This window comes from Oceaniferula spumae (assembly GCF_042849255.1).
GTDB lineage: Bacteria > Verrucomicrobiota > Verrucomicrobiia > Verrucomicrobiales > Akkermansiaceae > Oceaniferula > Oceaniferula spumae.
In genome coordinates this window covers 3,794,097-3,816,356 of the sequence record NZ_AP026866.1, presented here as the reverse complement: position 1 = coordinate 3,816,356, position 22,260 = coordinate 3,794,097, and the positions used below count along the sequence as shown (strand labels likewise).

Below are 22,260 nucleotides of genomic sequence, written 5' to 3'. Positions count from 1 at the left end.
ATGAAAAACATCATCAAAAACACTACACTCGCAGCCGTGGTCATGGGCGCTGTGATCCAGCCCGCCATCGCACACCGCGCATGGTTCCTACCATCGACAACCGTGCTGTCAGGAGAAGCACCGTGGGTCACCATCGACGCCGCAGTATCTAACAACCTCTTTTTCCCCAACCATCGCGCCATCAGCCCGGACTCAATCAAGGTCACCGACCCTGATGGAAAGCCACTCGAAATCCAGGGTGCCAGTGAAGGCAAAATCCGCACCACCTTCGACCTGCAACTGCCCCAGACCGGCACCTACGTCATCAGCTCCGGACGCAGTTCTTTTGGCGCAGCATGGAAAGAAGGCGAAGAACGCAAGCGCTGGCGTGGCACCTTGGAACAATTCAAGAAAGAAGGCCTCGCCAAAAAGCCAGGCATCCAGCTCTCTGACTCCACCTCACGCATTGTCACCTACGTCACTGCTGGCAAACCTAACAAAACCGCACTCGCCACCACCGGCAAAGGTCTAGAGATCGATTTCACTCACATCCACCCGAACGATCTTTTCTCCGGCGAAGCCGCCACGTTCACCTTACTCATCGATGGCAAACCTGCCGCTGACACCGAGGTCACCATCGTCAAGGGCAACGACCGCTTCCGCAACGATGCTGGCGAAGAAAAAATCAAAACCAATGCCAAAGGTGAATTCACCTACACCTGGCCCACCGCTGGCCGCTACTGGCTGACTGCCCAAGTCAGCAGCGAGCAGGACAAAGTCGAAGGCGTGCCATTCTCCAAACGCGCCTCCTTCAGCGCCACTTTTGAAGTGCTTCCCGAGTGAATGCCTCAAACGACAGAAGCCGCCGGGTCATCATCCCGGCGGACATCCATCCTTCAGCACTCCGTGGAGCCGGTTCCGGCCTCACGGTTTGTTTGTTAGAGGGAGAAACCATGGGCACCTATTGGCGCTGTCATTTCCAACAACCCACCGATATTCCAGAGCGGCGTGTGCGCGAATGCATCGAACGCAGCTTCGGTTTAGTTGTTCAGCAAATGAGCCACTGGGATGAACACTCAGAGCTTTCCAGATTCAATGCCTCCCCTGAAAACCAAGCGATGCGGCTTTCGCCGGAGTTCTTCACCGTGCTTGAAAAGTCCCTGACCATAGCCGAACTAACAGACGGCGCATATGATCCCACAGTGGGAAAACTCGTCAGCCTGAACGGTTTCGGCCCAACACCATCCGCCACCCAAACCCAGAGTGATTTCTCCAATGCTCACCGAGGCTGGAAGCAAATTTCACTCAACCCAACTGACCAGACAGCACGGCACGACGGCCACTGTCATCTCGACCTCTCATCCATCGCCAAGGGTTACGCCATCGATCTTGCCTCATCTCGCCTCCTCCGTCTCGGTATCGAGAATCATTTGTTAGAAATAGGCGGCGAATTCATCGGTCATGGCTGTAAACCTGATGGGCAACCTTGGTGGACCGTCCTCGATCCCTTGGGCGGACAGTCCAATCAGCAGACAGAGGAAATTGTCATCGCCATGTGCGGCATCGCCCTTGCCACCTCGGGCATCGCTGAGAACCAGATCGAATCCGAAGGCAGAATCACTCACCATCTCATCGATCCCTCCACGGGCCACTGCACATCCGGAAACCTACTCGCGGTTTCCGTCATCGCATCGACCTGTATGGAAGCGGACGCCTGGGCCACCGCCCTCTTCATCCTCGGCAGGGAAAAAGCAAAGCATCTCGCCGAGCAGCAAAAAATCGCCGCCTCTTTTACCTTCATCGAAGACGAAATCCTCACAGAAAGCCATACCCTCGCTTTTTCTGAGATGTTGGACGATGATTTTTAAGTACACCCTTCACAAGAGGCATGAGCAGAGGTAATGATTATCATTATGCGCACGTTCATACTTTCCCTGCTTCCTACAGTCCTACTATTCAGCTCCTGCGCCGAGTATGGCAAGGTGTCTTATGAGGAATCACCGAAAATCATCAACGTTTCCCATTATGATCCGAAAGAAAAACAACGGTCTGGCAGATCCTACTCTCCCTCTGATCAATCGGCACTGAAGGCAAATGGAGCTCACGGGTTGATCGCCCGCTGCGCCAAAGGTCCGGAACTCGACAGCAAGTGTTCAGATTTCCTCGCTGGAGCCGACCGCCAAGGACTTCTGTTAGGGTCTTACTACTATTTGTTACCTGGCACATCACCATCGTATCACGCCGAACGTTTTATCAACAGGCTGCGTGAAATTAAGGCGAGTCGCGGTATCCGTGCCGACCGCATTCTGCTCGTTGCCGACATCGATACCAACTGCCGGGCGGATGAGATTGTCGCCTTTGTCAGTCGAGTCCAGCAGCTTACCGGCAAATATCCAGTGGTCTATCTGGAAAACGGTTCCGCCATCCGTCGCACGCTGCAAAATGCTACCGGTGCCCAGAAATCGATATTACGCAAATGCCCCTACTGGCTTGCCCTCTACTCGAACACCAACGCAGGTCTCGAAACACCACAAAAACTCGCTGATGCCTCCGGTGTCTGGAATACTTGGTGTATGTGGCAATACGGTGGCGTCTGGTGGAAAAACGGCCGCTCCCAGCCATACAATTACCGTGGAGGATCGTGGAAGACGCCCAAATATTTCGGTAATCTCGACCGCCCAACAGAACGCAACGGTTTCAATGGCAGCCTGGAGGAATTACGCCAATTCTGGTTCAAGCAGTCGTGGGTCTGGTAATTCCACGATAACATGCCCTACCGCAACCGTCCCAACCGACCGAAAGAGACGGGTATGATTTTCTCCGATGTTTCCCCGCCATGATGGGAATGTAAATGTCAGCATAACATATATTCTTGGGCATTAGTCATCAACGGAGAGCAATGCTGTGGTAGGGGTGATGAGAGTTGAATTCGACAAAAGTGAGAAGCCATATATTGTAGAGACATATTTAATTATCTAACAAACAAATAATATATCATCAGATGAGAATAATCCGATTTCTAGTAAGTGCTTGGTTGTGTATGTCGCTCCAGAGTTTATCAGCTCAGGAGAAAACAGGGGATGGATCAGTTTATAAAAACCTTATTATGAGTTATCAAAAAAAAGTTGATATTGCCTGTGAGAAAGTTCCTTATTGGAACAGCCAAAAGATAAAAAAAGAGGCATCAAAAGCAGCTAAAGAAATTTTTGGGAAAAATAAGTCGGTGCTAAGAAATGAGGCAATAAAAACGATCCTTTCTATGAAAGAAATTGATCGCAGGACTTTAGAAAATTATGCTCATGTCACTACAGTAGCTGAGGGCAAATTAGCCGATTTTAACGATTGGTTGAAAGCGCATGATGAAGGCTTACGTCTACTGACTTATCACGATCCTAGCGTTGTAGCTGCAACGGTTAGCTCTATTGCTATTGGGGAAATTGTGCGTCTTCGTGAGCAACCTGATGAGCTATTCGCTCAATTATCGTCGCTTCGCGTATTGATTCAGCCAAGCTTTGCGAAATTTAGTGAAGACACTGAAAAATATAGAGTTTTTGTAATGGGGGTTGGGTATGTGAGCGAGATTGTTTTAGAGTGGCAGGATAAAGGATACTTCTCTGTAAAGAGAGCTAAAATATATTACAATGACTGAGAATAAATGTAAAACTGTAGCTCTCCCCGAATTTAAGACCACGTTATCGGGGTGCTGGTTGTTGTTTAGTTCAGAGAGAGGGCAGTCCGGAATGGCGTAAGCTTTACCCTACAACAGCATCCGCATGCTGATGTATGAGGCGGCAGAGGAATGCGGTGTTAGTGCAAACCGTCTGAGCTTCAAGGGAAGTCTCCAGGCACTGTTGTCGCGTCCCCCTGAAGAACAGGCCAACTGACTCCCGAATCCATCCATTTTATCCGTGACGTGAAGCATCCGACAGCGCATCCTCAGCGAGTTGTGATCCCCCTAGCCCACTCCCGCACCTCAACCTCGGCATCAGCCCGCCCCGGCAATCACACGCCCCGGAACGGACTGCACTACTACGGATACAGATACTATGATCCGCTGACAGGCAGATGGCCATCCAGAGACCCTATCGAGGAATCAGGAGGAAATAATCTGTATAGTTTTTCTGTGAATGACGCCCTTAATAGCTATGATATACTGGGTTTATATACACCTGTTAAATCTGGGTTCAAAACTCTAGAAGAAGCCACACATGAAGCTGGGAAATATGCAAACGAGTTATCTGAATTAGATCTAAAGTTTAGGCAGAAAGCTGGCGAAAAACTACTTCCTTTTGAGGTATGTGGATATATCTGTTGCAGAAAGAGCGATAATAAGTTTTATTATACGAGAGCGGGTTCTACCAGAGAGCATAGAAACTGTAATCCTCTTACGGCTACTTACAAACGAGTAAATGCGCTGGGCAATCCGGGTACGCCAGGAAGACCTAGGTGCAATCTAGATGATATAGCCGTGGGTATTTATCATAGCCATCCATCGATTAATAGTAACTTATCTAACGACGATCTTGAATATGTTACGCCTCATAATGATATTTTAAAGCCAAAAAAAATTAGTTCGAACATGTTCATTGGGGAGACCCATAAAGATGAAAACGGTAATTATGAGACTCATATTTACGATCCGAAGGCTAAAAAAAATGAGCAAGCTATAATTATAAAAAATGGGAAAATCAAACGGATGCCTCTAGCTGACTATATCAAAAACCATCAGCGATTAAAGTGATAACGAATAACATAATGAACTGGAAATACGTATTGTATATTGTAATTATCTTCAAATTAATGACTGGATTCTCATATTGTCAGTCTCAAAAAGAGAATGTGTCTGGTGTCACTGGATATGTTCTTGGTGATTCATTCAAGGAAGAATATCCTTTTTTAGAGAGATATGAAGATCTTTTATCCTACAAAATAATTCATTGGAGCGGTTTTATAAACTTGAGTGATTCTGTCGTTAAAGAGGGGCAAATCGATGGTTTCCTTAAAGTTCAAAAACCAGATGCTAAAAGCGAAGCTGGTAATCCAATATACAGATTATATTTATATAAGTCCGTCGAAGACATGAAATATAAACGACTGGGTAGCTGCATAGTTTTAAGCTATTCTTCTAAAGAACTTATGAAAAATAATCTGAGTATAACTGATCCGAATTCCGCGGATGGCAAATATTGTGTTGTAACAGGTTTTTTTCAAAAGGAGAATGGAACCGCCTCGAGGCTTGGGAAAGCAATTCGTGTTACTGGTTTGTATTTTCGGAAGGAAAAAAAGTGAGAGGGAAGTCCGTGAATAGGTAATGATCACCGCTGTACCACTTGATGTTTGTTGCTCGGATGTTGCAGGTAAACCTCCTATGAAGCGCCTCTAGTGATAGATGCCGCAGGTGATACGCTCACGACGTTTATGACTACGGAAGAACAACAACATGTGTCAGCTTTTTTGCTTTTTCTGACGTTCTCCTATCCGCCCTCTTTCCGTCGCTGGATACCGATTTTCTTAATTGATTCAATTGTAAGTATTTTGCCTTGAAAATTAATTGGTTTTCCAGATTTTGTGCGTTGCATATATCGCCCCTTTCCGTGCGGTGCCGGGTCTTCATCTAACAAAACGAAAACAAGTGAACCAGTTGGTAGTGAATTGGGAATATTGAGCCGCTGCTTGATATTAATGTTGATTCTCCCCCAATACAACTCTCTCACTTCAATCACTTTCTTGTTACTCCCTGGGAGTCTAATAATTTCCCCCAAAAAACAACATTCGTAAGCATTAAGCTCCCTTTCCCATTCGGGTGTTGCTTGTGTTGTTTCGTAAGTCGTTACGAACACCATCAGTAAAATAGTTACTATTTTGAACATCACTCTTTAGTTAATATTTCGAAGAGGGACCGCGCCATTTTTTGGAACAAGGGATGCCGGGCCACGATGAAATTGCTGGCCTGGGAGATCAGGCGTGTAACAGTGTATGAATTCGGGAACCTTGTTTAAGGCATTCTGTTCCGCATTATCTTTAGCATCTACATCGGTTGCACCTCGGCCTATCTCGATTGAAATATGGTCATACACATTTCCATTTTCACGGAAGATTTTTAATGCTTCATCGCATAAAGGGTCGAATATCCCCTCTAATTCTTTAGCCTCACACTCACAAATACATTGTTGATCAACATCAAAAATAGTTTCGACTAGAGCAGTCGCTTCCCATTCTAAGCTATCGTTAGGAGCCGGCTGAGGTTTTGGCCTCCAAGGGAATACAGGATTTGGGAACTGTGGTTTACCACCACCCCCAAAACCTCCTCCTTGTTGAAGAAAATCATCATCATCTGCACCTGGATCTACCTGAGGACCAATGCCGGGATCAGGTAAATCCCTCCCTGGGATTTCAAACTTAGGTTCGCGTCCTAATACATCCCATCCATTGATAGGTCTGTTATTTACGAAGCTATACAAGTTAATGCCACCCTGTTCTCCGATGGGATCACGGTTGATCCAGCTGCCTGTAACCGGATCGTAGTATCTGTATCCGTAGAAGTTGAGACCATTCCGAGGAGCGTCTCCTTGGACACCGGGCTTTGCCATGGCTGTGGCACAGGAATGTATTCTGGTGGCATTCAAGGATTCCGTATAATGGGCACTACCCGACTCCATGTCACGGCTTAAAATGGACAGGTGACGAATTGGCACGCCGGCGCTGCTCATCATATGTTTCCACTTGAGAACAAGGAAAGCGGTCGTACTTTGAATCGTAACAAAGGGGGCGAACATGGACAAGGATTCGAAAGGATGGGAAAGAGGCAAGGAAATGAGGCAGTGGCGACATCATAAGGGAGGGCTCAAGTAAATGCCGCATGCCCATCTCGAGACGGCCCTCGGCGATGCCTTGGAGGATTGGATCTGTTCTCAGCGCAGGATCGGACTTAGACAATCAAGCATTGCTGGTCGCCGCACCCATATCCGCCTATTCATCAAGTGGAGCTGGGATAGACACATAACCAAGCCCGAGTGGATTTCTCGTGGCTTGATGGAAGAATGGCTCGCATGGTTGGACGAACACTGCACGCAGGGTGGCACCCCTTACGCCGAGACCAGCAAGGAAAGCATGATTCGATCCGTGAACGCGTTTTTCGGTTATCTCCTCCTGCACCACCGCATCGATTCAAATCCTTTGGCGGGAACGCGACTCCGGCGCTGCAATGCGCGGTCCATTCCCCTGGTTTTGGATGAGACTCAGATTCTCCACCTGCTGGAAATGCCCGCTACCGATGACGTGCTGGGATTGAGAGATAGAGCTATGATGGAGGTAACCTACTGCACCGGCATGCGCAGGGGCGAAACTGTGGGGTTGCGGATCACCGACCTCATCCGGGGAGGCTCCTCGATTGTGGTTCACAACGGAAAGGGTGGAAAGGAACGGGTTGTGCCACTGGGAGGTCCGGCGCAATACTGGCTGAAACGTTATCTTGCCGAGGCTCGCCCCTTGCTCCTGCTGCCGGATGAACCCAGTGACGTGCTCTTCCTTACCTCATATGGCGACGGTTTCTCAGCCGGAGCGTGGGGACATGCGGTGCGTCAATATCTTACTAAATCGGGTGTGACGGTGAAGGGAGGGCCGCACCTACTCCGCCATGCTTGTGCGACGCATATGCTGGATCATGGCGCGGACTTGCGGACGATCCAGACACTACTCGGGCACTCGCGTGTGGATACCACGGAAATCTACACCCACGTATCCACCGGGCGGCTATCCAGCGTTCACCATAGCACCCATCCCCGTGGATGATTAGCTGATGCCGAGAGGATCCCCTCCTCGTTCCACGACCAATCACCAATGACAGCGGTGACCCGAATCTCCGCCCAAGGGGGCAGCTTCAAGGACACACGGGGATCGACAGCCTCAGCATTTGCACTGTCCCCCCAAGGGGCTGCGACTACCCATCCACGCGAAAATACACTCGCACAAAAGTGACTATAGGTTATTGTGAGTCCATGAACGAGAGAATCACATTCAATCCTAAGCAGTGCGGTGGCCGTCCCTGTATTCGGGGTATGCGTATTCGCGTCAAGGATGTACTCGACCTACTTGCTGCAGGTGTTCAGGAAAAGGAGATCCTCGAAGACTACCCCTACCTTGAAGCTGGTGACATCGCCGCCTGTCTTGAATACGCGGCGGCAGAGGTCAATCATCCCGTGCTCCTTGCCCGGTAGGCCATGAAGTTTCTCGTTGATGCCCAGTTGCCGCCCGCCTTGGCCAGGATGCTGGAATCCAACGGTCACACAGCGCAGCACGTCAAGGATATCGATATGCTTGTTGCGGATGACTCGGTGATTTGGGACTACGCGTTGGAGAGAAATATGGCAATCGTTACCAAGGACGAGGATTTTGCTCATCGTCTCAGCCAAAGCAGCAAGGCTCCAGTGATTGTATGGCTGCGTATCGGCAACACAACTCGCCGTGCGCTGTTGTTGTGGTTCGAGCCTCTGTTGCCGCAGGTGGTTGCTCTCATTGAACAAGGTGAAAGTCTTGTGGAGGTACGCTAAACAGCTACATTTTCCTCTTTCGCCGCCATTAATTAGTTGCTAGAAATCGAACTTGGCAATGGGATTTTCAACTACTTATTCGAGCAATAGATGTGCACCCGGCAAATGTGTATCCGAGAAAGTATGTCTTGAAGACCAGCCTGCACCTATGCAAACGGTGTCCAGATTCAACTTCTACGGATACAGATACTACGATCCGGTGACAGGCAGATGGCCGTCTAGAGATCCCATGGGACTGAATTGGGAAAGCGAAGAATATAATGATTATGCTTATGTCAAAAATTCTCCCTCAATTCAGATGGATAATTTGGGTTTGAAAATTGTTCCCAGGGGGCTTCCGTTCCAGAAACGGATAATAAATGAGCATCTTGAAAAATTAAGAAAAAGCAAAGATCCAAAGACACAAGAAGTGTTAAAATGCCTAGATGATTCTGACGAGATACACGAAGTCAGCCTAGGTGGAAAATCAGCTGGTAATTCTTCAAATGATGAAAAAAATGAAAGTAATGGCAAGGGGACTGGCACTAAAACCACGTATCCAGCAACTGGGGAGTATGGTTTTACCCCAGATTCTACGCTCAGGCATGAATTAGAACACGCTTATGAAAAAAACAATGGCACAATAGAACCTAAGGTTCCTGACCCTAACAACAAAGGGGGATTTGTGCGTCCTGATAAAGATAAAAATGGAATTCCTGACGCTGAGGACAGGGCTGTTGATGCTACAAACAAATACAGAGAAGCAGAAAAGCAAAATAAGAGAGATGGATATGACGATCATAACCCTGATCCTGGCACCAAGACCAATGATGACCATAGTAAGAAGTGCAAGTGCCGGAAATAGATCTTGATAAGATGAGAGCTTTTATAATCACAGCTATTTTATTATTGTCTGTCGCGGCTATAGAAGCGGAAGACATAAGGGTAAATAATAATAAGTTTGTCTTCCCTTTCTCTGAAAAAAGCAAGGAGGCTCTACTTGAGATTAACCGCCAGAATCACGGCAACATGATTCCATACTTCACTGCTCTTGGAGTTAAATTTAATGGCAGCGCATCCATCAAGATAAACGAAATACATAATTTATTAATTGTCATTTGTGATCATGAAAGCGGAATAAGGGTGATGCAAATAATGTCGCTGATTGCAGAACAGTCCTTCAATATGACCGTCTATGGATTTGAAGATCCATTAAATTCACCAGAGGTTGATCTCTCTGGTATTAAAAATCCAGTTGTTAAAAAACCTAGAAAAAAAACTAATCGGCAATAGCTGATAACGTCCCAAAAGTTTCGCAAATTCTGGAGAGGAGGCTCAGAAAATGGTTCTCCCTGAGAGGGGTCAGTCCGTGGATTGTGGATCTGAATAATTGTTAGATGGGTCTGTTATGCAATGCAACCTTCCCACGCTGGCGCAGCAAAAACCCCAGCCGGGAGCAAGGGAGAAAACCGCTGCGGCACGCTCCATGCTTGGGGCATGGATCGCGCCACTTCAATCAGGCTCAGAGAGCAGGAGCCAGAGTTGCTTTTGGTGCGATCCTCACGTGGAGCTTTTACCGACTTTTTTTGCATACGCAACCGGCGGCAGGTTTCCTCGCTTTCATAGTCTCCACGGGCACGCCGACGCTTCTGAATCCATGAGGCGAAAGTCTGCACCTTGATTCAGTGTTGGATGGCAAAGGCTTGACCAGTCATTCCGCTCGACTCAAGCGCATCGAGTATTTTTTCACGCTCTTCACGCTTGATAGTCACTCGCCCGAGGACATCGACTTTGAGCATCCCGCCTGCATGTTGTTCTTCTTTCGTAGTCATAAACGCCGTAAGCGTATCACCTACGACACTTATGACTAGAGGTGCTTCGTAGGGCGCTTACCTAAAAAACACCTAAAATATCACTTGATTTCAACGCCGTATCTGCCCCCCCACTTAAGGTTCTCTAAAATCACGCCATGTTTTTTGGGGGTCTTTGCTAATCAAAATAGAATAGCCAGAAGGTTTAGATTTTGTCGCTGATCTATTCACTATGAGGTGAAGAGGTTTATAAAGTTCTAAGTCACCTTCACCTTTAAAGCGGATTTTTGCTGAAGGGTTCTGCACAGCATCTTGCTTGTCTAACCCCACCCTAATTTCCTTATGGTTTGGTATTTTCACCTTCACCGGACCCCTTGAATTCGTGACAGCTACTGTTCCACTATTATTCATTACCCCTAGTGAATTATTCCAATCAAATGTCTGGAAAACGACTTCGGTCTTGATTGGCTGTTTAGCTTGATCATATACCGTTACATAACGCTTTAGATGAGTTTGACAACTCGTATTCATTAGGCTTATCAATAAGCCTAACAGGATATAATAGGTAGCTCTCATTAGCGTAAGTTACTTGTATTCATATTTACTCCTGCATTTCTCGCGGCATTGATCATATCAGCGTGAGGCTGAGGAACATTACCTGCCCTACCCTCCGGACCTCTTGGTGTTAGATGATTACCCTGTGTTCCTATGTCGCCGTGTGAAGTCGTAGCATCCCCATTTTGAGTAGGATTAGGATGCACATAGCCTACTTCATTATCATGCCCTGTCCTTTGAATAGGAAAAGCCGTTTCAGACGGAGAACCCGTTCTCATGGCATGATTGAAATTCTCTACTACATTATCAGTTAGGTTATCATTATATAGACCAACAATAGCAGTCCTATCTACTGCATCATAGAGTCCCAAGAAATTGACTGGTATTGGCTTATATAGAGTTTTTTTGCCATCTTCCTTGCAACAACAGCCTTTTTCAGCCAAACGTCTTGCTACTTCTTGCACAGCAACAGCTCCTCGGCTCCAACCAACAAGATTGATTTTGATAGTCTTGTCCTCACACCAATGCTTACAAATTAATTTATGCACACCCGAAATTCGTGATCTCATGCTGGGCCCGAACAAACCTGTTATGTCACTTAATCTAAGTTGAGAACTATCATTGGAAGCCGGTCCAGCTTGATAATATGCTGGTTCGCCAGCAGCGGCTGCTCTTTCAAGAAAATCAAGAACATTGGATCTTTGGTGAGAATGCCTCAATGCATTCATATTTGTGCCATCAATTCCATAAACATTACGCCCAAGTCGATCAATCCAGTTAATTGGATTGTTATTAACCATCGCATACAGGTTTAGGCCGCCACGTTCTTCAATGGGATCACGGTTGATCCACCTGCCTGTCACCGGATCATAGTATCTGTATCCGTAGTAGTTGAGACCGGTTTTAGCATTGAGGTATTCGCTGACGTTGCCGTCGAACGCCTGGTAGAAGTGGGTCTTCACCACGCCGAAGTGCCCGGTGACGGAAAGGAGTCCGCCGACGCCTCCCGCTCCCTGCATGCTGCCGCTGAGATCCATACCCCATGTGTAACTCTTGCTGAACGTAGTGCCAGTATATTCTGCAACGGGGTTCCAGCCATCGTAGCTCCAGTGGACGGTGGTCAGTTGGCTATTGACGGTGGATTGTTTCGCAATCCTGCGGTTCTAGTGATCATAACGGTAATTGGTGGTTGCTGTGTGGAGGGTGACAGAGCCCAGGCGGCTGTCACTTGTGCGGTAGCGTAGAAGGTCTGAGCTTCCACCTGTGGTGATCCGTTGTTCATGACCGAGACGGCCATGCCACTAGGACGGTGGAGACTATACTGGCTACGCTCGAGGGTGTGGTCATTCCACTATTGAACACCCCCAGTTTTTTTCCTCCACAGCATGCGGCATCTACCCTAACTTTCGCGGCATGTTAAAGCGTATTCTGACTCTGACAGCCTTCCTGAATCTGGTATTGATTCCGTTCGTCTCGGCTGAAAAACCTAACCTGCTGATCATTCTGGCAGATGACATGGGTTATGGTGATCTGTCCTGTTATGGCTCGAAGCAGATTCCTACTCCTAATCTGGATGCCCTGGCGGAAAATGGGGTACGTTGCACGGATGGTTACGTTTCTGCATCAGTCTGTGCTCCATCGCGTGCCGGACTGCTTACCGGGCGTTATCAGAACCGGTTTGGATTTGAACACAACTTGTCGCCGCACGATCATGTTAAACCTGAACGTCTCGGTATCGATATCCGCCAGCCTCTGATCTCTAACAAACTGAAAGAACTCGGCTACCAAACCGGCATCATCGGCAAGTGGCATCTGGGTGACAACATTCCGGAAATGCACCCGAACCAACGCGGCTTCGATTATTTCTTTGGTATGTTAGGCGGTGGTCACGACTACTGGCCGACACCTCAGAAAAACAAGCTTCTGCTCAATGGAGAAAAGATCACTAAAATCCGCACCCCTTACCTAACAGATTGGTTTACACTCGAAGCGAACGATTTTATCGATCGTAACAGCAAGGCGGATAAACCTTGGTTTCTCTATCTCTCCTACAACACACCGCACGCGCCAATGCAGGCGAAAGAAGAGGACCTCGCCAAGTTCTCGCACATTAACGACAAGACCCGCCGGATTTACTGTGCCATGCAGCATAACATGGACAACAACATTGGCACCATCGTTGCCAAGCTCAAGGAGCTGGGACAGTTAGAAAATACTTTGATTGTTTTCCTCTCGGATAATGGAGGCTCGGTGGAGGTCTCTCATGCCATCAATGCCCCCTGCCGTGGCGGTAAGGGATCAAACCTTGAAGGAGGTTTGAGAGTTCCAATGATTTGGCACTGGCCCAGCAAACTGCCGAAGGAAACCACCTACAGCCAGCCGGTCATCTCGCTCGACATTTTACCCACATTCATCGCCGCCAGCGGTGCTGAGGCACCCAAGACACAGGCGTTCGGACAATCGATCAAAAATAAAAAAGAAGCCGCCATGGCCACCGACGGTGTGAACCTGCTGCCCTATCTTCAAGGAGAAAACAAAGCCGCTCCGCATGAAAGTTTGTTCTGGAGAATGACGCTGCGTGCCAAATCTGTGCGCTCAGGCGATTGGAAGCTGCTCGTTCGTGCCCACGGTGACCCGGAACTTTACAACCTCAAAGAGGACCCTTCAGAGCTAAACAATCTCCACGGTAAAAATCCTGAAATGGCAGCCAAGCTCCGAGAGCAGCTCATCAAATGGGAAGGATCACTGGAATCCAATCCACTCTGGATCTCTAACAACACATGGTTCAAATACAATGAAAAGCTCTACACTCGCAAGTTCATGCTCACACAACCTGAGAAAGATGATCCACGCGATTTCTGGGGCTTCAATGCATTAGAGGAAAACATCAAGTAGGCAGCACTACATGCCCTTTTGGGCGTTCCAATAGGCACGCTCCCAGTGCATGCCTTGGGGGGGGATCCGATCCGCAGGGTTACTCCCGTCGGAAAGTTCCAAATAGACGGCTAAGTGTGTTTTCCCTGGTCTGGCCCCCTTGGTATATCGACCTTCTCCCCAGTGCTGGCCATTGGCTAACAGCTCAACACTGGCTAGCTTCCCGTCGGAATTGAAACTGATGCGACCATGCAACGCGCCAGCATAGCCCCGTTTCTGGTCCTCTGTCCTCATGCCAAAGGCTCCGTGCACTTTCCCTTTGGCATCGATACTAATCTGATTCGTTTTCACCTCAGAAAATTTCCACAGAGGCGGTTCCCCACGAGTGCTATCGACCAAGTGGTAGCGTAAAATCCGATGAGTGAACCATGCGGGCAATTCTCCACCACCGGCTTTGACTAATCGGTGCAACTCCGCCTCTTCGGAAGCACGCAACCACAAATGGTCGACTGCGGCCAAGCGTCCTACTTTCTCTCCAGTCATTGCCATGGCTTTGCCATTGCGTTTCTCCAAAGCGCGGATGTAGACGTTGATGATACGCCCTCCTTCGGGAAGATTGCGGGTGAACTTGGCGTCTACTTTTCCACGGTCAGGAACTTCGGCCTTTTTCTCGGCATCGGGTAATGCCTCCCATTTCTTGAGAGCGTCATGAATCATTGCGAGTCGACGCTCGGCGCCTCGGTTATTGTTGTAGCCTAACAATTTTCCTCCTGATGTGAATACGTAGTGCCCCTGTCGGGTGGATCCACCTTCACCTTTTCGAGGACCTTGGCTGGCCATGTTTCTGAAAAACTCACCTTCAGCGTCTTGGCGGCGGCGTTGATACCAATCGTTTCCGGCGACGGGGATGAATTTTTCCTTCAACAGCTTCTGCACTTCAGGATTTGAAAAGACCAACAACCTGTCGGTCACGCCATTGTTTCATGTGCAGCCGAGCGGATGGCCGTCCATTTCCCAGAGGTAGATCGGCTTGCCAGCCTTCGCCGCCTCCTTGCGTGCCTGCCAGAGATCGGTGCGCCATCCTATTTTCTGCCAGGCAGACTCTTCGGCAGTGGGTTTGATTTGATCGATCAGTTCCTGTTCCTTAGGTGACCACTGGGCAGTGGCCACCCCTATGCTGAGGAATGCAAAAACGAGAAATGGCTTCATACTGAGAACCTAGCCCAGATCGGCCGAGGCCTCAATCTCTGCTTTCCGCTCGCGACGTTTGTGGAACATGCCACGAATGAGCACGTAGAATACCGGCGTGAAGATCAGGCCGAAGAAAGTGACTCCTAACATACCGGCGAATACGGCGGTTCCGAGCGCCTGACGCATTTCTGCTCCAGGGCCAGAGGCTATCACCAGGGGAACCACGCCGAGGATGAAGGCGAAGGACGTCATCAGGATCGGACGGAGGCGGAGACGACAGGCATCCACGGCTGCTTCAAAGCGGTCTTTACCCTCGTCCTCCTGCTGGCGGGCGAATTCCACGATCAGAATCGCATTTTTCGCCGCCAGACCGATCAGAACCACAAAGCCGATCTGGGTCAGGATGTTGTTATCCATTCCCCGCATCATCACTCCGGCGATGGCGCTGAAAAGACACATCGGCACGATCAGAATCACCGCCATTGGCAGGCCCCAGCTTTCATACTGCGCGGCTAACAGAAGGAAGACAAAGAGCACGGCGAGAGCAAACACCAGAGCTGCGGTGTTCCCTGCTGCCTTTTGCTGATAGGCGATGTCCACCCATGCAAAACTGTATCCCGGAGGCAGCTCAGCCGCCAGTTTTTCAATGGCATCCAGACTGTCGCCAGAACTAATTCCAGGCGCGGTGATGCCAATGATTTCTGCGGAGGGATAGAGATTATGACGGACCACTCGATCCGGACCAGTGATGCGCTTCATCTCCACCATCGAACCCAAGGGAATGATTTTTCCATTGCTGTTGCGGGTGCTCAAAAGTCGCACATCGCTATCGTCATCACGATACTTCGATTCTGCCTGTGCGGTCACGCGGTAAGAGCGACCGAACTGGTTGAAATCGTTCACGTATGATGAGCCCAGTGCCACTTGCAGAGTTTGGAAAACATTGGACATCGGCACGTTGAGCATCTTGGCCTTGGCACGATCGATGTCGGCATAGAACTGAGGTGTCTGCGCGCTGTAGGTGGTGAAGACAAAGGCCGTTGTGGGATCAGCATTCGCTTTGGCCAAAAAGTCCTGGGCTACTTTTTCCAGCTCATCATAGCTGCCGCCACTTTGCGACTGTAACATCAGCTTGAAACCGCCACCGGTGCCGATCCCCCTAACAGGTGGAGGTGAAATAACGACGTTGGTGGAGTCGGTCACTGGAGCCAGTGCCTTCTGCAGGTCAGCCGATATCATATCAGAAGTGCGACCGGACGCCGAGCGTTCATCAAAGGGATCGAGGATCACAAAGATCGCAGCCGCATTGGACGCAATCGCGCGGGTGGCACCGGAGAAACCGGCAATTTCCACCGTATGATCAACACCATCCACTTGACGTGCAAGCTCTGCCGCCTCCTTGACCACATCGCGCGTTCTTGAAAGAGAGGCCGCTGGCGGAAGTTGGATCGAAAGAATCAGGTATCCCTGATCCTGCGCCGGAATGAATCCGCCAGGCACCTTGGTGAAGGCAAAACCACCGATGCTGACCAATCCGATATAAAGCACCAGCATCAGCAAGGCAAAGCGGGTGATTCTTTTCACCACACCTCCGTAAAACTCAGAGAGCTTGCCGAAGAACTTGTTGAACAAACGGAAAAACCATCCGAACAGAAAATCCGCGCCCTTTTGGAACCAGTCCTTTTTCGCGTCCGGAGCACGCAAGAGCAGAGCACACATCGCAGGGCTCAATGTCAGGGAGACAAAGGCGGAGATGATCGTTGCCGCCGCAATCGTGATGGCGAACTGCTGATAGAACTGACCTGATATTCCGGAAATAAATGCGGTGGGGATAAAGACGGCACTCAGCACCAAGGCGATGGAAACCAAGGCACCACTCACCTCCTTCATCGCCACTCGGGTGGCTTGTTTTGGGGAGAGACCTTCTTCGAGGTGACGCTCGACACCTTCGACCACCACAATGGCGTCATCCACCACAATACCGATCGCCAGTACCAGGCCGAACAGCGTCAGGTTATTCAGTGAGAAATCCATGGCCGCCATGACACCGAGAGCACCAATCAATGAAACAGGGATGGCTAACAGCGGAATCAACGAAGCACGCCAGTTCTGCAGGAAGACGAGGATCACTAACACCACCAGAATGACGGCCTCGATCAGGGTGTGGAATACCGAGTTGATGGATTCCTCCACGAAAATAGTCGGGTTATAGACGATGGTGTGCTCGAGCCCTGCGGGGAAATCCTTCGACAGTCGGTCCAAGGTATCCTTGACCTCCTTGGCGGTTTCCACGGCATTAGAACCGGGTTTTTGAGTCACACCGATGCCGATAGCCGGTTTGCCATCGAGATAACTTTCGCGGGAATAATCTTGCGAGCCGAGTTCGATGCGTGCGACATCGCCCAGGTGCACCACCTGACCGGCATCACCGGTTTTGACGATGATTTCCTCAAACTCCTTGGCGTCTTTCAGCCGACCTTGGGCCAGCACGCTCATCTCGAATGCGGTGGACGTGTCCAGCGGTTGCTTGCCAATGGTTCCGGCTGCCACCTGCACGTTCTGCTCGCTTAGGGCAGCAAGAACATCACCGGATGTTAGATTCCGGGCAGCCAGCTTCTGAGGATCCAGCCAGACGCGCATGCTGTATTCGCTGGCACCGAAAACCGTCACATTTCCCACGCCGTTCAATCGTAACAACTCATCGCGAACGCGCAGGAACGCGAAGTTCCCCACGAACAACTGACTGAACTCCCCTTTTTCAGAAATCAAGTGAGCAACTAACAGAAGGTCAGGGCTTGCTTTCTCTGTCACCACACCGGTGCGCTGAACCAGCTCCGGCAGCTTCGGCACAGCACGCGCCACACGGTTCTGCACCAGCACCTGAGCTTCATCAACATCCGTGCCCTGCTCGAAGGTGATGGTGATACTAACAGCACCGTTGCTGGTGCTCTGGGAGGTCATGTAAATCATTCGCTCCACCCCGTTGATTTCCTGCTCCAGGGGCGTGGCCACCGTTTCCGCAAGAATGTCAGGGCTGGCACCTGGATAGCTGGCGGTGACCTGGATGGTGGGAGGCGCAATTTCCGGATACTGCGCTACCGGCAAGGTGGTGTAAGCGATGCCCCCGACGAGCATGATCACGATGGAGATCACCGTGGCGAAGATCGGGCGATCGATGAAGAACTGTGGTAGTTTCATGACTTTTGTAAAAGGTGTGAGACTACTCGGACTTCGCGGCCTCCTTAGCATCCACCGGAGCACCCGGTCGGGCATTGGTGATTCCGGAAACGATGACCCGCAGGTTCTCAGGCAGCTCTCCTTCGATAGCTCTCATGTCGCCGTAACTTGGGCCGAGTTTGACCGGAGTCACCTGCACCACATCGTTTTCATCGAGGGTCAGCAGTGAAGTGAAATCCTGCTGGCTCTGGATGGCAATCTCCGGCACCAAGGTCGCCATGAATTTGCCACTGCCGGGCAGCCGGACTTTGGCGAACATGCCGGGTGTTAGAAAGCCGTCCTTGTTTTCAAAGATGGTGCGTGCACGCATGGTAGCTGTCTCAGGATTCAACGCGTTATCGACAAAATCAACGTAGCCTTTTCTCGGATAACCTTCATCACCGGAAACGGCGAGTTCCACCTGCACTTTGTGGTCTCTGGCAGACTTGCGCTTTCCCTCCTGATCCAGGCGCATGTATTTCAAGACGGACGCTTCATCGGCATCGATACGACAATAGATCGGGCTAACAGAAACAATACGCGTCAGCAATGTCGACTGAGCCGAGCCGCCGCTGATCAGGTTTCCTGTAGAGACAAAATGGTCTGAAATACGTCCGGAGATCGGGGCCCTGACTTCTGCGTAGCCCACATCGAGCTTGGCGGTGTCGACCCGAGCCTTAGCAGATAGCACCTTGGCTTCTGCAACGGCAAAGTCTCCGGAACGGATGTCGGCCTCCTCCTTGGAAATGGCATTCCGTGCCAATAGTTTTTGACCTCGATCAAAGTTAGTTTTGGCCAGATCACGCGCAGACTCAGCCTGGGTCATGTCTGCTTGTGCGGCTGCTAAGGCCGCTTCAAATGGTTTACGGTCAATCGAAAATAGAAGGTCCCCCTTTTCCACCATCTGTCCGTCCTTGAAGTGGATCTCTTCTAACATACCGCCGACACGGGCGCGCACCTCGACACGTTCCATCGCTTCAAGCCGCCCATTATATTCATCCCATGCAATGATTTCTTTTTTCACTGGATGGACAAACTCCACCAATGCCTTGGGCGGAGGGCCTCCTTGTTGGGCTTCTTTCTTATCACAGCTTGTCAGAGCAGCGAGCGTCAGGCCTGAGGCCATCCATATTAATTTTTTCATATTCAATGTATTGTTTTAAAGCTTCGGTGCTACCAGCGTCCTCCCAGAGAGCGGATCAGTTGCACGGTGTTGACAAATTCTGCGCCCTTTAATCGAGCTTGCTCACGCTCGCCATTCAGGGAGGTGCGCTCGGCGTCTAACACACTTAAGTAGCTGACGGTGCCGCCTTCATACTGAGCCTTGGCGATGTCGCGGGCTTGAGCAGACGCGGTAACCACCCGATTCTGTGCCGACACTTGGCTGCGATAATGTTTAGCCGCCGAGAGCGCGGTCTCCACCTCGGCCAGACTTTCCAAAACTGTTTGCTGATAGCTTTCCAGCACCTCTTCATAGCGAGCCTTGGACCTTCTCAAGTCTGCCCTGCCTTGTCCGCCCCTGAAAATGGGTAAATAGACACTAGGCCCGATGCCCCAGAACTGCGCCCCTTTGGTGAACAAATCCGAAATGTCAGATGCCTGAAGTCCCATGCGACCGCTCAAACTGATCGACGGGTAGAAGGAAGCCACGGCTACGCCCACGCGGGCATTTTCAGCCGCTAGTCGGCGTTCAGCACGGCGTATGTCAGGCCGCGCACGTGCCAGCTCGGAAGGAATGCCAGCTGGAACCGACGGCGGCCGACCTGTTAGACCGCGTGGAGCCAAAGAGAAACTTGAAGCCGGTTTACCGACCAGAACTGCAATGGCTGATACCTGAGCCGCACGCTGACGAAGCAGGGCTGCTAGATCGGCTTCACTGGTGGCTAACAGCGCCTGGGCCTGAGCCACATCGAGTTCGCTCACCACGCCTAGATCCTTGCGGTCGTTAGCCAATTTCAGAGAGGACTTACGGCTTTTAACCCCTTCCCTAACAATTCCTATTTCACTGTCCAGAGCTCGCAGAGAAAAATATGCAGCAGCTGTTTGTGTTTCCAGCGACAACCGAAGTGCAAGATAGTCCTCCTCGGCCGCTTGTGCATCGGCTTTGGCCGCATCTTCACCTCGACGGATGCGGCCAAACAGATCCAGCTCCCAGTCTACTGAAACTGGCAGGGTGTAATTGTTCGATATGTAACCCTCTTGACTACCGACGGAACTGCCACGGACCACCTCGCCTGAGGTTTTATCGCGTGATGCTGTAGGTGAAGACGACACTCTCGGAATGCGACCAGAACGTGTGGAGTCCACCAATGCACGTGCCTGCTCTATGCGTTTCATCCCGCCACGTAGATCGCGGTTACCGGTGCGCACTTGAGTCATGAGGGAATTCAATCCCGAATCACCAAAGGAACGCCACCACTTATCACTTACGGCAGCGCGTTTTCCATTTTTCGTAGGAGCATAACGGTAGTTGGATGGCACGGATGCATCAGGTTTAGCCAGATCAGTGCTGGGCAGGCTGCAGCCGGTCACCATCAATAACAAAGTAAGCAAGGCACCGGCTCCGCGGTATGAAATAAGATTCTTCATGGGAAATTTCTTGGGTGTTCTGCCCGGCACGGGCGGGTTACACCGTGCGGTTTACTTTTAAGCCCGTGAAAAGTAAACTCTAAAGTTTACTTATTTCTTGTCTTTTTCGTCATACGCCATAAAATGAGTTCCCATGGCACCCACACTCAGTCAACGAAAGCGCGCGGCCATTGTGCAGGCGGCGATCGAAGAATTTCACATCTCCGGTTACAACTGCTCGAACATGGACGCAATTGCTGCCCGGGCGAAAGTTTCCAAGCGTACGGTCTACAATCACTTCAGCAGCAAGGAAGCTCTGTTCGGTGAAATCAGCATGCAGCTGTGTGAATCCATCACCAATGTGGTGCCGGAGAAATTTGACGCAGCCGTGCCCCTGCGCGATCAACTGATCATCTATGCCGAGCGCAAAATAGCATTGTGCACCTGCCCCGAGTTTGTGGTGATGGCCAAGGTGACATTACCTGAACGCGTACGAAATCCCGAGCTGGCTAAGGATGCCTTCGAGCGTATCCGCAGTGGTGACACCGGATTTGATCGCTGGCTCGAAAGCGCCATGGATGAGGGAATGATCAACCGAACTTGTCCGCTCGATCTGAGACGACAGTTCAGCGCCTTGCTTCTTGAGTTTGTCTTCTGGCCTCAGTTCTTCGGTGTCGATCCCATGCCTACAAAAAAGGAATCCAAGGAGATCGCAGCCACCACCGTCGACATTTTTCTTAACGGCTGCGCCAGCTAGTATAAGCATGATGCAGACACTCAGGCCGGTCGCGCAGGCTACTTTTTGTGTTCCATCTTTTCCAGAACACGTGTCTGGGTGAAGACGGTCTTTTCACCGGCGTAGTATTTTTTCACTTCCTTGATAAAGCCTTTGCCGGGAGTGAACCAGTAGCTGCGTTTCAGCTCTACGGGGCCGTTCGTGCCGGTGACTTGGACGTGTATGGCCTGGAATTTTCCAGCTTTCGTTTCCAGAGTTTCCCAGCCTAACACTTTGAATTTACGCGCCATGCGCATTTTTTGACCATTGGCAACGTGGTCCATCATGAATGGAAATGCTTCGCCGCCTTTCCAATCTGACATCACCAGAGGAATTGCTTTGCTGAGTGGTCTCACCGGCTGGGGTTTCTTTCCTTCCGGTTTGACACCCATCGCTTCCACGCTGGTGTCGGTGATTTTCATATACTGAATTTCTTCCAACCTTTTTCCGTTAGAGAGATAGAAGGCATGAAGCTCAGGGCCTTCCTTCGAAATAGGCTGAAGACCTTTGTAAACATTGGTCTGCTTAAAGGTAGCTCGCACTTTGCCATCGAGCTTTTCAATTTTCTGACCTTCCACGTCGTCGGGAAGCTCAGATCCCTGTTGCACTTCCACTGTGACTTCGTAAGTCCATGAATCACCTACATTGGGTCTCCAGATGGGTTTGTCTTCCTCAGCGATGACTGCGGAGGCGGTGAACAGAATCGCTGCAGGGAGGAGGCTTTTCAGAGTCGGCATAGTTCGGAACTCTAAACTAAATTATT

Annotated in this window: 24 protein-coding genes; 13 read left to right on the top strand and 11 right to left on the bottom strand. The window is 50.1% G+C overall.

Annotated elements, in window-relative coordinates; genetic code table 11:
* The 6 genes from ACSPJT_RS16235 to ACSPJT_RS16210 all read left to right on the top strand — a co-directional run bounded on the left by ACSPJT_RS16235 (position 1) and on the right by ACSPJT_RS16210 (position 5,268).
* On the top strand, positions 1-822 hold the full coding sequence (locus ACSPJT_RS16235; RefSeq protein WP_435893611.1) for a DUF4198 domain-containing protein: 822 nt from the start codon (positions 1-3) through the stop codon (positions 820-822).
* Positions 819-1,847: an FAD:protein FMN transferase gene (locus ACSPJT_RS16230; RefSeq protein WP_435893610.1), complete on the top strand. Its 1,029-nt coding sequence runs from the start codon at positions 819-821 to the stop codon at positions 1,845-1,847. The genes ACSPJT_RS16235 and ACSPJT_RS16230 overlap by 4 nt, the downstream gene beginning before the upstream one ends.
* A 45-nt stretch (positions 1,848-1,892) precedes the next feature.
* Entirely contained in the window at positions 1,893-2,735 is an 843-nt protein-coding gene (locus tag ACSPJT_RS16225; RefSeq protein WP_435893609.1) for a GH25 family lysozyme, read from the top strand.
* 350 nt (positions 2,736-3,085) lie between these two features.
* Positions 3,086-3,628 (top strand): hypothetical protein, encoded by a 543-nt coding sequence (locus ACSPJT_RS16220; protein WP_435893608.1) that lies wholly within the window; start codon positions 3,086-3,088, stop codon positions 3,626-3,628.
* Between the two features lie 264 nt (positions 3,629-3,892).
* Complete coding sequence (locus ACSPJT_RS16215) at positions 3,893-4,720, top strand: RHS repeat-associated core domain-containing protein (RefSeq protein ID WP_435893607.1); 828 nt, start codon at positions 3,893-3,895, stop codon at positions 4,718-4,720.
* A gap of 14 nt (positions 4,721-4,734) precedes the next feature.
* A complete protein-coding gene (locus tag ACSPJT_RS16210) occupies positions 4,735-5,268 on the top strand; it encodes a hypothetical protein (protein ID WP_435893606.1) in 534 nt (177 codons plus the stop codon).
* A gap of 185 nt (positions 5,269-5,453) precedes the next feature.
* On the opposite strand, the gene ACSPJT_RS16205 is transcribed toward ACSPJT_RS16210, so the two are convergent.
* Both ACSPJT_RS16205 and ACSPJT_RS16200 read right to left on the bottom strand, forming a co-directional pair.
* Positions 5,454-5,849, bottom strand: a complete 396-nt coding sequence (locus ACSPJT_RS16205; protein WP_435893605.1) for a hypothetical protein — start codon at positions 5,847-5,849, stop codon at positions 5,454-5,456.
* A gap of 6 nt (positions 5,850-5,855) precedes the next feature.
* Positions 5,856-6,692, bottom strand: coding sequence for an RHS repeat-associated core domain-containing protein (locus ACSPJT_RS16200; protein ID WP_435893604.1), 837 nt, complete (start codon positions 6,690-6,692; stop codon positions 5,856-5,858).
* Between the two features lie 139 nt (positions 6,693-6,831).
* Between ACSPJT_RS16200 and ACSPJT_RS16195 the strand changes: the two genes are divergently transcribed.
* From ACSPJT_RS16195 to ACSPJT_RS16175, 5 genes are all read left to right on the top strand, one after another.
* On the top strand, positions 6,832-7,770 hold the full coding sequence (locus ACSPJT_RS16195; protein WP_435893603.1) for a tyrosine-type recombinase/integrase: 939 nt from the start codon (positions 6,832-6,834) through the stop codon (positions 7,768-7,770).
* 206 nt (positions 7,771-7,976) lie between these two features.
* Positions 7,977-8,195 carry a DUF433 domain-containing protein gene (locus ACSPJT_RS16190; protein ID WP_435893602.1) on the top strand — a complete coding sequence of 73 codons (219 nt, stop codon included), beginning with the start codon at positions 7,977-7,979 and terminating at the stop codon, positions 8,193-8,195.
* Positions 8,196-8,198: 3 nt separating this feature from the next.
* Entirely contained in the window at positions 8,199-8,528 is a 330-nt protein-coding gene (locus ACSPJT_RS16185) for a DUF5615 family PIN-like protein (RefSeq protein ID WP_435893601.1), read from the top strand.
* Positions 8,529-8,586: 58 nt separating this feature from the next.
* Positions 8,587-9,372: an RHS repeat-associated core domain-containing protein gene (locus tag ACSPJT_RS16180; RefSeq protein ID WP_435893600.1), complete on the top strand. Its 786-nt coding sequence runs from the start codon at positions 8,587-8,589 to the stop codon at positions 9,370-9,372.
* A complete protein-coding gene (locus ACSPJT_RS16175; RefSeq protein ID WP_435893599.1) occupies positions 9,354-9,800 on the top strand; it encodes a hypothetical protein in 447 nt (148 codons plus the stop codon). The genes ACSPJT_RS16180 and ACSPJT_RS16175 overlap by 19 nt, the downstream gene beginning before the upstream one ends.
* A gap of 389 nt (positions 9,801-10,189) precedes the next feature.
* Here ACSPJT_RS16175 and ACSPJT_RS16170 read toward each other — a convergent pair whose 3' ends face one another.
* The 3 genes from ACSPJT_RS16170 to ACSPJT_RS16160 all read right to left on the bottom strand — a co-directional run bounded on the left by ACSPJT_RS16170 (position 10,190) and on the right by ACSPJT_RS16160 (position 11,910).
* Complete coding sequence (locus ACSPJT_RS16170; RefSeq protein ID WP_435893598.1) at positions 10,190-10,339, bottom strand: hypothetical protein; 150 nt, start codon at positions 10,337-10,339, stop codon at positions 10,190-10,192.
* A gap of 114 nt (positions 10,340-10,453) precedes the next feature.
* Positions 10,454-10,894, bottom strand: coding sequence for a hypothetical protein (locus tag ACSPJT_RS16165; RefSeq protein ID WP_435893597.1), 441 nt, complete (start codon positions 10,892-10,894; stop codon positions 10,454-10,456).
* Complete coding sequence (locus tag ACSPJT_RS16160) at positions 10,894-11,910, bottom strand: RHS repeat-associated core domain-containing protein (protein ID WP_435893596.1); 1,017 nt, start codon at positions 11,908-11,910, stop codon at positions 10,894-10,896. Before ACSPJT_RS16160 ends, ACSPJT_RS16165 begins: the two co-directional genes overlap by 1 nt.
* 376 nt (positions 11,911-12,286) lie before the next feature.
* Between ACSPJT_RS16160 and ACSPJT_RS16155 the strand changes: the two genes are divergently transcribed.
* Positions 12,287-13,768, top strand: coding sequence for a sulfatase family protein (locus ACSPJT_RS16155; protein ID WP_435893595.1), 1,482 nt, complete (start codon positions 12,287-12,289; stop codon positions 13,766-13,768).
* 6 nt (positions 13,769-13,774) lie between these two features.
* Here the strand turns inward: ACSPJT_RS16155 and ACSPJT_RS16150 are convergent, their stop codons facing one another.
* Genes ACSPJT_RS16150 through ACSPJT_RS16130 form a run of 5 tightly spaced genes read right to left on the bottom strand, consistent with a single transcriptional unit; the run spans position 13,775 to position 20,743 of the window.
* Positions 13,775-14,719 (bottom strand): hypothetical protein, encoded by a 945-nt coding sequence (locus ACSPJT_RS16150; protein WP_435893594.1) that lies wholly within the window; start codon positions 14,717-14,719, stop codon positions 13,775-13,777.
* A gap of 9 nt (positions 14,720-14,728) precedes the next feature.
* The gene (locus tag ACSPJT_RS16145) at positions 14,729-14,956 is read right to left on the bottom strand and encodes a hypothetical protein (protein ID WP_435893593.1); all 228 of its coding nucleotides are present in this window, start codon (positions 14,954-14,956) and stop codon (positions 14,729-14,731) included.
* A gap of 9 nt (positions 14,957-14,965) precedes the next feature.
* Positions 14,966-18,136, bottom strand: coding sequence for an efflux RND transporter permease subunit (locus ACSPJT_RS16140; RefSeq protein WP_435893592.1), 3,171 nt, complete (start codon positions 18,134-18,136; stop codon positions 14,966-14,968).
* Between the two features lie 22 nt (positions 18,137-18,158).
* Positions 18,159-19,298, bottom strand: a complete 1,140-nt coding sequence (locus tag ACSPJT_RS16135; protein WP_435893591.1) for an efflux RND transporter periplasmic adaptor subunit — start codon at positions 19,296-19,298, stop codon at positions 18,159-18,161.
* 29 nt (positions 19,299-19,327) lie between these two features.
* A complete protein-coding gene (locus tag ACSPJT_RS16130) occupies positions 19,328-20,743 on the bottom strand; it encodes an efflux transporter outer membrane subunit (protein ID WP_435893590.1) in 1,416 nt (471 codons plus the stop codon).
* A 133-nt stretch (positions 20,744-20,876) separates the two neighbouring features.
* Between ACSPJT_RS16130 and ACSPJT_RS16125 the strand changes: the two genes are divergently transcribed.
* Positions 20,877-21,479 (top strand): TetR/AcrR family transcriptional regulator, encoded by a 603-nt coding sequence (locus ACSPJT_RS16125; protein WP_435893589.1) that lies wholly within the window; start codon positions 20,877-20,879, stop codon positions 21,477-21,479.
* Positions 21,480-21,517: 38 nt separating this feature from the next.
* On the opposite strand, the gene ACSPJT_RS16120 is transcribed toward ACSPJT_RS16125, so the two are convergent.
* The gene (locus ACSPJT_RS16120) at positions 21,518-22,234 is read right to left on the bottom strand and encodes a hypothetical protein (RefSeq protein WP_435893588.1); all 717 of its coding nucleotides are present in this window, start codon (positions 22,232-22,234) and stop codon (positions 21,518-21,520) included.
* Between the last annotated feature and the right edge of the window lie 26 nt (positions 22,235-22,260).

Bases quoted from the DNA above. Each gene is read 5' to 3' on its own strand.
- ACSPJT_RS16120 (WP_435893588.1), bottom strand. From the start codon at position 22,234: ATGCCGACTCTGAAAAGCCTCCTCCCTGCAGCGATTCTGTTCACCGCC.
- ACSPJT_RS16125 (WP_435893589.1), top strand. From the start codon at position 20,877: ATGGCACCCACACTCAGTCAACGAAAGCGCGCGGCCATTGTGCAGGCG.
- ACSPJT_RS16155 (WP_435893595.1), top strand. From the start codon at position 12,287: ATGTTAAAGCGTATTCTGACTCTGACAGCCTTCCTGAATCTGGTATTG.
- ACSPJT_RS16140 (WP_435893592.1), bottom strand. From the start codon at position 18,136: ATGAAACTACCACAGTTCTTCATCGATCGCCCGATCTTCGCCACGGTG.
- ACSPJT_RS16195 (WP_435893603.1), top strand. From the start codon at position 6,832: ATGCCGCATGCCCATCTCGAGACGGCCCTCGGCGATGCCTTGGAGGAT.
- ACSPJT_RS16225 (WP_435893609.1), top strand. From the start codon at position 1,893: ATGCGCACGTTCATACTTTCCCTGCTTCCTACAGTCCTACTATTCAGC.
- ACSPJT_RS16180 (WP_435893600.1), top strand. From the start codon at position 8,587: ATGGGATTTTCAACTACTTATTCGAGCAATAGATGTGCACCCGGCAAA.
- ACSPJT_RS16165 (WP_435893597.1), bottom strand. From the start codon at position 10,894: ATGAGAGCTACCTATTATATCCTGTTAGGCTTATTGATAAGCCTAATG.
- ACSPJT_RS16170 (WP_435893598.1), bottom strand. From the start codon at position 10,339: ATGACTACGAAAGAAGAACAACATGCAGGCGGGATGCTCAAAGTCGAT.
- ACSPJT_RS16220 (WP_435893608.1), top strand. From the start codon at position 3,086: ATGAGTTATCAAAAAAAAGTTGATATTGCCTGTGAGAAAGTTCCTTAT.
- ACSPJT_RS16190 (WP_435893602.1), top strand. From the start codon at position 7,977: ATGAACGAGAGAATCACATTCAATCCTAAGCAGTGCGGTGGCCGTCCC.
- ACSPJT_RS16145 (WP_435893593.1), bottom strand. From the start codon at position 14,956: ATGAAGCCATTTCTCGTTTTTGCATTCCTCAGCATAGGGGTGGCCACT.
- ACSPJT_RS16160 (WP_435893596.1), bottom strand. From the start codon at position 11,910: ATGGATCTCAGCGGCAGCATGCAGGGAGCGGGAGGCGTCGGCGGACTC.
- ACSPJT_RS16205 (WP_435893605.1), bottom strand. From the start codon at position 5,849: ATGTTCAAAATAGTAACTATTTTACTGATGGTGTTCGTAACGACTTAC.
- ACSPJT_RS16185 (WP_435893601.1), top strand. From the start codon at position 8,199: ATGAAGTTTCTCGTTGATGCCCAGTTGCCGCCCGCCTTGGCCAGGATG.
- ACSPJT_RS16135 (WP_435893591.1), bottom strand. From the start codon at position 19,298: ATGAAAAAATTAATATGGATGGCCTCAGGCCTGACGCTCGCTGCTCTG.
- ACSPJT_RS16235 (WP_435893611.1), top strand. From the start codon at position 1: ATGAAAAACATCATCAAAAACACTACACTCGCAGCCGTGGTCATGGGC.
- ACSPJT_RS16210 (WP_435893606.1), top strand. From the start codon at position 4,735: ATGAACTGGAAATACGTATTGTATATTGTAATTATCTTCAAATTAATG.
- ACSPJT_RS16130 (WP_435893590.1), bottom strand. From the start codon at position 20,743: ATGAAGAATCTTATTTCATACCGCGGAGCCGGTGCCTTGCTTACTTTG.
- ACSPJT_RS16200 (WP_435893604.1), bottom strand. From the start codon at position 6,692: ATGATGAGCAGCGCCGGCGTGCCAATTCGTCACCTGTCCATTTTAAGC.